Raw genomic sequence first — 11,460 nt, forward strand, 5'->3', positions numbered from 1 at the left:
TACCTCTCCTTGAAAAGAAGAGGATTGACGAACAGGAAAATTTTTATTTATTATCCCCTTAAAAGGGGAGGCTTTAAACCACAATATTTCGGTAAAGGAATTGAATATAAGGAAATATCCTAGCACTTTTTTTATCTTGAAATAGAAGGCTTGATACCTTTATTTTTCGGTAATATATTTTAGTTATTCAGATTTTTAACATAGAAATCATTATTGTAAATTCTAATTACAAATCATTGCAGATTTATCAAGAATTACATCTACTTTTCTATAGATATTCTTGCTTTCACCGAGGAAGGATATAAGATTCTAGTGAGTGGCTTAAATTTGATATTTCAAAATATCGTGTACTCATATTTTTACAATCATCACGGCTTATTCAGGAATTATTAAGGCTTGAAAAATAATGGTATTTATCATGTAATTTTTAATCTTTAATCTTCTATAGTATCAAGACAATATACTATAACTAGAATGACAATCAAAACTGATAGTTAAAAACTTACTCCGCTTGCCAGCCTTTTCTAAATAAGCTATTATAGATAAAAAAATTATTTCTGTGAAATATGAGTAATTTAATCAAGGAAATACGTCAATCTATCCGACTTATTAAAAATGACATGGTTAATAAGTATTATGACTTGAGAATTAATCAAGTTGAAGATCCATACCGAGTAATGTTTAGATCTGAACCATACAAGTTCATTTTTATTCTCAGCCATATGCGTTCTGGTTCTTCATTACTATCTAATATCTTAAGTTCTCATAGAGAAATCTTAGGATATGGTGAAACTCACATTGAATATGCTTCTGAATTTGATTTGAATAAATTAGCATTTAAAGTGTATCGTAAAACCCAAAATATCCGCAGGTTACAAGACTTAAAAAAATTGAGAATGAATCATAAATATATTCTTGATAAAGCTTTATTTAATAAGATTTTTTTAGATGAAAACTTGTTAACTTCGGAAAAATTATATAGTATATTTCTCATTAGAGATCCAGAGAGAACAATAGCTAGTATTCTTGACCTGAAGCCACACTGGAGTGAAGAAAAAGCATTAATGTACTATTTGAATCGCTTATCAACTTTAGAAAGATATGCAAAGTTAATTAATAACAAAGAACGCAGTTTGCTAATTACCTACGATCAACTACTAAATCAGACGGATTTAGTTTTTGATGCTTTAAAAAAAGTTCTGGGAACACAATCAGAATTCTCTGAGGAATACAAAGTAACGAATAAAGTAGGAAAACCGGGAATAGGTGATTCTAAAGAGAATATCAAAGCAGGTCGTATTGTCAGAAATCCTAGAAAATTAGAACAAACAATAACTTCTACATCAATTGCAGAAGGAATGAAACAGTTTGAAAATTGTGTTTCAACACTTTCTGAGTATTGTAGCTTCGTGAAAAATCCCAACTAATACCATTTCAAAGAAGTAAAAAGTCATGCACTAAGATTTTATAGACTCAAAACTTTGAGACTACAGTAATTTCAGGAAATAATTTCAAATATTATAGTTTGAAATTATTTGTAATATTCCTTTTTCAAATTGGTATAAGCTATTCAGAACATGAGTGAAAAAATCATGGGAATACTTGTTGAAAAAGAGCAAAAAAATAATATTTAATCTACATTCTGTACTTCAAAACCTAGTATAAAAAATAAGTAGTCAGGTTTTAAAGCTGTCAAATTGGTGACCTATAGTCAGAAGGGAATAGTGGTCGCCAATAGCTAGAAATAAATTAATTATTCATACTTAATATTTTCCTGATAATTTGACTCTTACAAAGACCAATAAACATAATTTACGAGGTATAAATAATTAGAATGTCGCCAGTTTTTGTGCTTTGTGCTACTTTTTCTGTTACAAATTGACGTGCAGAATGTGGGATTTAAAAATATGAAGCTTTTGCCACCACCTGTTGTGAATAAGCTAATAATTGTAGCAACCTTAATTTTCTTTGTCTGTGGTAGTTTACGCCATGCTTTGTTCTACTCCACAGGATTTGACTTGGGTATTTATGACCAAGTTGTATATTTAATTAGTCAAGGAGAATCTCCCATTTCTTCTTTTTTGGGGTATCACCATTTGGGAAATCATGCAGCTTGGGCTGTCTATCCTCTAGGATTATTCTATCTGATTTATCCTGATGTCCATTGGCTACTTTTAATACAAGCTGTATGTTTAACCTTGGGAAGTTGGCCTACTTGGTGTTTGGCCAGACTGGCGGGTTTAAATCAAGGACAAGCAGTAGCGATCGCCATTTCCTATCTTTTATATCCAGTAATTTTTAATATTAATTTATTTGATTTTCACCCGGAAGTTATGGCGTTGCCTGCTATTTTAGGAGGCATTTTAGCAGCTAAACTCAAACGTATTTTCTGGTTTTGTATTGCTATTATTTGGGTGTTGGGTTGTAAAGCGGTTTTATCTTTAACTGTAGCTTTTATGGGTTTGTGGTTACTAACTTTTGAAAAGCGTAAGTTTTGCGGTTTAATTGCTCTTTGTTTAGGTATTTTTTGGTTTATAGTTGTAACTCAGGGAATTATTCCTTTTTTCAGTGGTGAAGAAGTAGCTGGAGTCGGACGTTATAGTTATCTAGGAGATTCAGTTTTAGGAATTATTATTAATATTTTGCTACAACCAGGAGCAGTGTTAGGGAAAATATTATCTTGGGAAACTATCAAATATATTTTTGTTTTATTTTTACCTGTAATTTGGGGAATATTTCCACTGCTTCAGACAAATAAAGCTGTTTTACCTAATCTTATCCCCCTCATTCCAACTATTCCGACAATTATGTTGAATGTTCTGTCTGAAGTATCATTTCAGAGAAGTTTAGATTATCAGTATTCTTTGCCTGCTATTAGTTTTTTGTTATTAACAGTAATTTCCTGTTTAGCATCAGCTTCTCAAACAGAAAATGAAAATATTCAAATAGAATCAACTTGGGTAAGTAAGTTAGAAATTCCTAAATTTAATCTGAAATTACCAATACCAAATTTTCAATATCCTCGCATAATTATTTTGTGGTCTACTTTAATATTTCTCTTATTTGGTAATTTAGCAAGTTTATTTTCTTATGTAGGTAGTTTTGATACTTGGCAAGCCACAAATAATGCAATTAATTATGTCAAAACTCAAGGAGGTGTACTGACAGATAATAGATTAGCACCTCATTTTACTCATCGTTCAATGGTAAAGTTATTAAATCAAACAGAACCAGATAATTTAGATGAATTTGATTATGTAGTTTTGAATTTACGTCATCCTTGGCCGGATACAGAAGAGGCAGGTATTATTCTGTCTAAAAATCTCCAAAATAATCAAAAATGGGAATTAAGTTATCAAGAAAATGATGTAATAGTATTTCAAAGGAAAGAAGAAGTAATGGATAATTGATAATTGATAATTGATAATTAGGGTTTGCTGATCTAAGCATTTCCTGCGGAATGCTGCGCAAACAGCGGTCAGCTCTTAGGCATCAGCAAAGAAAAAGATCATCAACTAATTTTAATTACTCCTGTACTTTGGCTCCACTATTAGCTGAGTTCTGACTGCTGACTGCTAATAGCTGAATGCTTACCTGCTGATTAAATATCAAAGCATTTACAGGTAAAGATTTTAGTTTTTTTAGGTTGAAACTAAAGTGCAAACTTTTAAGTCTTTCAGGTTAAAAAAATTAGCATTTTATGTTGACTATCGCAGAAAAATTACTTATACAATTGTTCTTACTACCTTCTTTGTAATTACTATTTCTCCTTACTAATAAATAAGGTCTCAAGCCTCCCCTTTTAAGGGGATAAAAAAATATCCAATTCAGTATTTTAAGCCTCTTATACCAATTCCCAAAAGTAATGCTATACTTGGACAAAACTTCAGTTATTAAGTAATTAAACTAAGGTAATTACTTTTTTGTTAGTTTCAGGAAATTTAACATTAATTCTTCTTGTTTGTACGGACGCCCTTATGCAACGTCCCTACCTTCCCCCACTCCCCTACTTCAATCAAATGTAGAAAAGTTTTTGAGAAATGGTATTACTTCAGTAGGGGGTACTGATAACTGTTAACGCAGTTACGACCTTATGAGGCTAACTGAATTGCGCAGTTCCTCCGGAGGAGGCTAACTGAAATGACTCCTACCCTTACCAAAATACTTTATTCACCAAACCCTAATTAGAGATATTTTTCATTATCAATTATCAATTATTCATTATTTCTTTGGCTTTTCTAAATTCAAGAATTTTTTGATACAACCTTTCGTGGGTTTCATGTTCAAATAGCTTATCTCTGAACTCAAGATAATCTCCTTCTCCTAAATTACAAGCGGCAACAAATTGGAAAAATTTTAATGGTTCTAAATGATCTTTAAGAATTAAAAGTCCTTCTTGAATCAATTTTTTTTCGTTAGTTCTTCTGGTTGCCATTTCAGTTATCAGTTATCAGCTTTTTCAGTTATCAGTCAATAGACTCATCTACTTTCCTTCTTTATTCTACCCTTTTCTTTCTTCCTCCTTCCTTATTCCCTCTTCCTTCTTCTTTCTAAAAGGTGATTTTTTCTTGCCTGCTTAGATTAGAATTAAACAGATTTTCATATTATATCGGTTCTGAGTTAACTAATTCAATCTCTTGATTTTTAATCATCCCTAAAATTAATAAAACTACTTCATTTTATCAGGCTATTTTCTTCTGTGTTTTATCGTCAAAAGGACGATTATAAACACTGGTATCTAAATCAACCCTAATCAAATCATGCTACCTCCTAAATTATTGTTAAACTGATTGGATAACTATAGTAATTTAATTTAAGAATGAAACATTTTATCGCCAAAAATACTTGTCTCAATCTAAAGTGAAACGACTATAACTATCAAAAGTAAACTCTCATCTATTCTATCAAAAATAACTTTAGTTAGTCCATAATAATTCTGGTGATTTTATACATAGTGAATAATTGCCGTGGAATGTGGGTTACAACTGAAATATAATTGCTATAATATTCCTCACTTCTTCCTTCTTCCTTCTTCCTTCTAAAAATGCTAATTCTCAAAAGATTAAAATCAGATTTTCTACTTCAAATAACTATCATTGCTGCCATAATTTTATTTATCTGTAGCAGTGTGCGTCACTTATTATTTCAATCTTCTGCTTTTGAAATGGGAATTTATGACCAAGTTACTTATTTAATAAGTCAAGGTTTAACCCCTTTTTCTTCCTTTTTAGAAGTACATCATTTGGGCAATCATGCTGCTTGGTCAATGTATCCCGTGGCATTATTTTATAAAATTTATCCTTCAGTTTATTGCCTATTACTAATACAAGCAATTTGTTTAGCAATAGGAACTTTTCCTACTTGGAGTTTAGCCCGTCATTCAGGGTTAAATAAAAAACAAGCTTTTGCCATAGTAATAGTCTATTTGTTATACCCAGTGGTGTTTAATCTCAACTTATTTGATTTTCATCCAGAGGTAATGGCATTACCAGCAATATTAGGAGCAATTTTAGCAGCAAAACTAGATAAAATTTTCTGGTTTTGTTTAGCTATTATCTGGGTTTTAGGATGCAAAGCTGCTTTATCTTTACCAATTGCTGCTATGGGTTTTTGGTTATATTTCTATGAAAAAAAGCGAGTCTGCGGAGCAATAGCTTTATTTGCTGGTACGGCTTGGTTTATTATTGCTACTGAGATACTAATACCTTATTTTAAGAACGGTCTGCCACCTGGAGGAGTCGGACGTTATCGATATTTAGGAGACTCTATTCCAGAAATTTTATTGAATCTTTTTTTAAGACCTGAACTGGTATTTGGTAGATTAATTTCTCTCAAGACTTTAGAATATTTATTATTGCTAAATATGCCGATAATTTGGTGGCTTGCTCCTAAATATTTCACTCCTTTAATAGCTGCTTCTCCAGTTTTGGCTATGAATATTCTCTCTGATATTGATGCTCAACGAGATTTAATTCATCAGTATTCTTTGCCAATATTGCCTTTCTTATTAATGGCTGTAATTTATACTATTGCTGATGGTAAATGTGGTTTATGGTATTGGCTCTGGAATTTACGTCGTCCTCAAGAAGATAAGGCTGAAAATTTATCTACAATTGTTAGTAACCGCTTACCAAAATTTATCATAATTTGGTCTTGCATCGGATTTTTGGCTTTAGCTAAATATGGTTATTTTTGGTCTATTTATTTAGATTATTTAGATACTTGGCAAGCTGCACGAACAGCAATTAGTTTAGTTGAGACAAAAGGTGGTGTTTTAACTACTTCAGAAATTAGTCCTCATTTAAGTCATCGTCAGTTTATTAAGTTAATTGTTGAAGAAGAGGAGTTACCTAGAGATGAAGCTTTAGCTGAGTATGATTATATCTTAGTAAATGTACGTTATCCCGGTTGGAAAAGTAGTCAGGAATATTCGCGGAAATTAGTAGATAAACTAAAAGTTAATTCAGAATTTCAGCTTAGTTATGAACAGGATGATGTTTATTTGTTTGAAAATAGGGAATAGGGAATAGGGAATAGGGAATAGGTAGGGAAGTTGTATGCAACGTCTCTACCGAGTATGAAAATTTCTTCTTCCCACACTCTGCTTTTTTCAGTCAACCCTAATTATTGCTCTGCTGATTAAATATCAAAGCATTGATAGATAATGATTTTAACATTTTTAGGTCGGGAAAAAGTAGTTAGTTTTGAGCTACTTTATGCACGGTTCCCGAAAAATCAAAAAGTTAGGATTTTGATTGCATACATACATAGTTGAGCCAAAAAATTACTCTCCTACTCCCCTACTCCCTCACTCCCCTACTCCCCTACTCCCTCACTCCCCTACTCCCCTACTCCCTCGTTCCCCTACTCCTTAAAAAAGAAACCTTAATTACTTATGCTCTGGATGAGTTAATTCTGTTGTATTTTCTCCCATTTGATTTATCTCAGAAATCATTTGATATAATCTACCAGTATCTTTTTGGTTAAAATACATAATTAAACGTGGTAAATGAGAAGTTTCATCTTCTGACTCTTCTGGTAAAACTTGACTTTTTTCAATCTTTCCTACAGTCAAAATATCCCTAAATTCTTGATTCAAAAAATCTACATCTTTTTGTGAAATTTCTGAGTTGAGACGAATTACAAACTTCTCTCCTACATAACGACTAGAATGATACACTCTATAAAAATTGGCGATCGCTTCACAAGCTGATTCTAAATTATCAGTAATAGTATAAAAATTACAATCTTCTGGACTAATTAACCTTCGTCGCAGCAATTGTTTATGAATAAAATCATTCCAGTCATGCCAATAATTTCCTCCAGGATAATCTATTAATACCAGAGGAGCAGGACCATATTTACCTGTTTGTGTTAATGTTAAACTTTCAAATGCCTCATCCATAGTACCAAAACCACCAGGAAATAATACCAAAGCATCACTTTCTTTGAGGAAAAATAATTTGCGAGTAAAAAAGTATTTAAAGTTAATTAATTTATTATCGCCTGCGATAAATTGATTAGAGTTTTGCTCAAAAGGTAACTGAATATTGAGACCAAAAGATTTATTGCTTCCCGCACCTTCATTACCAGCTTGCATTATCCCACCACCTGCACCCGTCATTACCATAAAACCTTGTTTAGTAATTCGACGAGCAAATGCTACTGCCATTTGATATTCTGGAGTATCTGGAGTTATTCGTGCAGAACCAAATATTGTAATTTTACGAATATGGCGGTAGGGATAAAATGCTTGAAAACCCTTTTCCATATCTTGTAAAGAAGCAGCTAATATCTTCCAGTCTAGGCGATCAAGTTCTTCTCCTGCCATATTAACTATAGTAGAGAGCGATCGCCCAATCCATTTTTGCTGTTTCAAGTTAGGCAAATTTTTGAGTAATTTGCTCACTTCTGCTTCAACAAACTCAATTGTAGATTTATCAAAATCTGAGGCCATAGGTTGTTTTTATATCCTAGACAACTTTATTTACTTATAGCAGAAGGAAGAGGGAACAAGGAAGAAGATTATTATTAATATTCCCTTGCTTCTCTTACCCAGACATAATTTGTAGAAAAAACAGTAGGGTATAATCAATGATAAATTGAGAGCGATCGCTACTATTATATATAAGTTGAAAAACTCATCTTGCATGTTTTAAAGTCAAACATCCCAATTCCTAACGGTGCGTTACGCTTTACTAACGCATCCTACTGGACCGACACACCTTAAATGGTGCAATAGATGTAGGTTGGGTTGTTTGCGTTAGCATTGCGTTTGCGTTAGCATTGCGAAGCAAAGCATGGAACGTAGCTTGCTTCTCCGCAGGAGTAACCCAACAACATTCTTTCTCCCGTACGGACGCCCTTATGCAACGTCCCTACCTTACTCCCCCACTCCCCTACTCCCTAATGCACAGTTTTAGCTGTGTCAGTCTACTACTGGAATACTAAAAATGTAGGTTGGGTTGAGGAACCCAAACCCAACAAATTGACTCGAAGTCATTACAGGGATGGGAGCTGAAAAATTCTAAATATCAGGAGTTGCAGCCAAATGATAAGGGATGGTTGTGGTGCGAAAGGTTAGAGCTATGGTTAGGGACTTGGGAAGGAACTATTCTGCAAGAGTCGGCAGTGTGGTTAAGATTTTATGACTCCCAAGAAAACTTGGTATTCTTGCCAGGGGAAGTCGCCGAACAAGAACAGCAACGGGCTGAACGTCTGGCTGCTAAACTAAAAGAGTTAGGATAGATCCTGATTCTGTCTAATATCATCAGGACTTATATCATGTGCGGTTGAACAGTGATAATTAAAGCTCGTAGTAGGGCTCAAGCCCTAAGATAGAATTTGTTGGGCTAAAGCCCTACTACAAACAAAAACTTTTTTATCACTAATTATCCGGACATGATATTACGCATTTTAAGGAAACGCCAGGATTTGAGATTGCTTTCTATCGTCGCAATGACATTAATAACCTAGGTTTTGCGTAAGTCCTTTCCTCAAATCTTGGTTATGCTGATTAATTTTTCTTCAACAGACGAAAATGTAAAATTCCCCATTGCATATATCCTTGTTCATAACGTTCGATCCAAGGTTGAATGCTGTTCAAAGTTTTGTCTACAAATTCCGTTGAAGTCAATTTTACCAATTCATCATATCGTTTCCGCACCTCCTCCTGAAAACGTCGATAGTGGGTAGGCACATTTTGGGAAAGGTCAATAAAATGTACTTCCTCAAAACCAAACTCTTTTGCCATTTGACTGTAAGACCGATAAGACCCCATATCACTTATTCCCAAACGGTCAAAAGCTGGTTGCAATGCTCCTGGGGGACAAGTTTCACTTTGCATGGGGTCGGTGAAAATCAATTCACCTCCTGGTTTTAATATTCTCTTGATTTCTTGGAAAACTAGACGGCGATCGCCACTATGCAAAATAGAATCCTGAGACCAAACAATATCAAAGGAGTTATCTGAATAGGGAATATCCTCAAAGCTCCCTTGAGTCACTTCTATCAAGTGGTCTAAGTTTTGTTCTTGATTTAGTTGACTATTGCGTTGATTTTGCAACTGGCTTAAATTAAGGCAATAGAGGGAACAGCCGTAGGTTTTAGCCAAATACCGAGCTGCTCCTCCATATCCAGCTCCCAGGTCAATGATCCGCGAATTATGGTCTATTTTTTCCAAAGTTTTGGCGATGGTTGCTACTGTACGCAGGGAAGCATCATGGATGGGTTCGTCAGGTCTGGTGTAGATGCCATAATGAATATGTTCGCCACCCCAGATAGTCGCGTACATTCTGTCAGTTTCCGTGCCATCATAATATTGTTGAGCAACTTTTACTGCTTCTGTCATTTCAGTTATCAGTTATCAGTTATCAGTTTCTCCCGCTGAATTAGGAGGTTATTTCAGTTATCAGTTATCAGTTATCAGTTATCAGTCTCTCCCACTGAATTAGGAGGTAAGAAAACCCTAAATTTCCTTCAGTTATCAATCTCTCCCGCTGAATTAGGAGGTAAGAAAATCCTAAATTTCCTTTTGAAAGCTCTAATCTTTTTACATCATTACTCAATTCACAGTGTAAACAGCTTGAGCTGAGATCCTTGAAAGGCAAACTTGAATTTTTGCAGATGTTTCAAGGAATCTATCTTTGATTTTTACCTAATTCAATGAAAGTTCTAACATCTTTTGAATAGGTTTCAATGCTGCTACTCGTGTTTCTTCAGGAATCATAATTTCTGGTGTTTTATTTTTCATTGCTAGATACAGTTTTTCTAAAGTATTTAGCCTCATGTGGGGGCATTCGTTACAAGCACAATTATTCATTGCTGGTGCTGGAATAAAGTTTTTGTTGGGTTCCCTCTTTTGCATTTGGTGAATAATTCCCGGTTCAGTTGCCACAATAAAGTCTTGACTTGTACTTTCCTGACAATATTTCAAGAGAGCAGTAGTCGAACCAATATAACTTGCATGACGCAATACTGTTGGTTCACATTCTGGATGAGCAATAATTTCGGCTTCGGGATGTTCTATTTTTAATTGTACAATCTTTTTCTCAGAGAATGTCTCGTGAACAATACAACTGCCTTCCCACAAAATCAAATCCCTTCCAGTTTGTTCACTGACGTAGCGACCAAGATTCTTGTCTGGGGCAAAAATTATCGGTTGGTCTGCTGGTATTTGTTTAACTATTTTGACAGAGTTGGAACTGGTGCAGATAATATCACTCATCGCCTTAATAGCAGCACTACAATTAATATAAGAAACTACTATTGCATCAGGATGAGCAGCTTTAAATTTACCAAACTCTTCTGGTGGACAACTATCAGCGAGGGAGCAACCTGCATCTAAATCTGGTAGAAGTACCAGTTTATTAGGGTTGAGAATTTTCGCAGTTTCCGCCATAAAATGAACTCCCGCAAAAACAATCACATCTGCATCAGTTTCGGCAGCTTGTTGTGAAAGCCCAAGGGAGTCACCAATGTAGTCCGCAATATCTTGAATATCTGGTTCTTGATAATAGTGAGCCAGAATGACAGCATTTAATTCTTGCTTGAGGTCGGCGATCGCTTCAAACAGATCGTCAGGTATACTATTAATACTTTGGTTGGTTCTAGTTTGGGTTGCAAACATTATTAAATTTTTCTGTAATTTATTTGTGACTAAGTGGCCAATTATAGCCACTTTAGATAGTAGGATTAATTATAGTAGAATTCATCAAAAACTTGTAGGGGCGATTTCCGTTCCGGAATACTTTCCTTCGGAATGCTCTGCAAACGTAAACGCGTTTGCGTAGCATTCCGCAGGAAATCGCCCCCTACTATTATATAGAACCCCTGAAGGTATTTATTTTTTTATACATGATGGGGGTGGTCCGTGTGGGAAGTGTGGGAAGTGTGGGGAGATGGGAGCATTTTTCTACCTTTTTCCCCTCTGAGTATTTCTTAATCTCCTGACTTCTGTAC

At 34.4% G+C, this 11,460-nt stretch carries 8 protein-coding genes; 4 read left to right on the plus strand and 4 right to left on the minus strand.

Going from position 1 to position 11,460, the window contains the following annotated elements; translation table 11 throughout:
* Window positions 1–566: 566 nt before the first annotated feature.
* Together ACP6PK_RS25760 and ACP6PK_RS25765 are read left to right on the plus strand one after the other, a co-directional pair.
* Window positions 567–1,427 (plus strand): sulfotransferase, encoded by an 861-nt coding sequence (locus tag ACP6PK_RS25760; protein WP_426563849.1) that lies wholly within the window; start codon window positions 567–569, stop codon window positions 1,425–1,427.
* 465 nt (window positions 1,428–1,892) lie between these two features.
* The gene (locus ACP6PK_RS25765) at window positions 1,893–3,410 is read left to right on the plus strand and encodes a DUF2079 domain-containing protein (RefSeq protein ID WP_426563851.1); all 1,518 of its coding nucleotides are present in this window, start codon (window positions 1,893–1,895) and stop codon (window positions 3,408–3,410) included.
* Between the two features lie 800 nt (window positions 3,411–4,210).
* On the opposite strand, the gene ACP6PK_RS25770 is transcribed toward ACP6PK_RS25765, so the two are convergent.
* The gene (locus tag ACP6PK_RS25770) at window positions 4,211–4,435 is read right to left on the minus strand and encodes a hypothetical protein (protein ID WP_426563853.1); all 225 of its coding nucleotides are present in this window, start codon (window positions 4,433–4,435) and stop codon (window positions 4,211–4,213) included.
* 609 nt (window positions 4,436–5,044) lie between these two features.
* Here ACP6PK_RS25770 and ACP6PK_RS25775 point away from each other — a divergent pair.
* Window positions 5,045–6,523, plus strand: coding sequence for a DUF2079 domain-containing protein (locus ACP6PK_RS25775; protein WP_426563855.1), 1,479 nt, complete (start codon window positions 5,045–5,047; stop codon window positions 6,521–6,523).
* A gap of 366 nt (window positions 6,524–6,889) precedes the next feature.
* Here the strand turns inward: ACP6PK_RS25775 and ACP6PK_RS25780 are convergent, their stop codons facing one another.
* Window positions 6,890–7,957 (minus strand): LOG family protein, encoded by a 1,068-nt coding sequence (locus ACP6PK_RS25780; RefSeq protein ID WP_426563857.1) that lies wholly within the window; start codon window positions 7,955–7,957, stop codon window positions 6,890–6,892.
* Between the two features lie 584 nt (window positions 7,958–8,541).
* Here ACP6PK_RS25780 and ACP6PK_RS25785 point away from each other — a divergent pair.
* Window positions 8,542–8,748 (plus strand): hypothetical protein, encoded by a 207-nt coding sequence (locus ACP6PK_RS25785; RefSeq protein ID WP_426563859.1) that lies wholly within the window; start codon window positions 8,542–8,544, stop codon window positions 8,746–8,748.
* Window positions 8,749–9,016: 268 nt separating this feature from the next.
* Here the strand turns inward: ACP6PK_RS25785 and ACP6PK_RS25790 are convergent, their stop codons facing one another.
* Window positions 9,017–9,850, minus strand: a complete 834-nt coding sequence (locus tag ACP6PK_RS25790; RefSeq protein WP_426563861.1) for an SAM-dependent methyltransferase — start codon at window positions 9,848–9,850, stop codon at window positions 9,017–9,019.
* A gap of 306 nt (window positions 9,851–10,156) precedes the next feature.
* Window positions 10,157–11,128, minus strand: a complete 972-nt coding sequence (nadA, locus tag ACP6PK_RS25795) for a quinolinate synthase NadA (RefSeq protein WP_426563863.1) — start codon at window positions 11,126–11,128, stop codon at window positions 10,157–10,159.
* Between the last annotated feature and the right edge of the window lie 332 nt (window positions 11,129–11,460).

It is taken from the genome of Dapis hubbardiae BLCC-M172, from assembly GCF_050016015.1.
Lineage (GTDB): Bacteria > Cyanobacteriota > Cyanobacteriia > Cyanobacteriales > Microcoleaceae > Trichodesmium.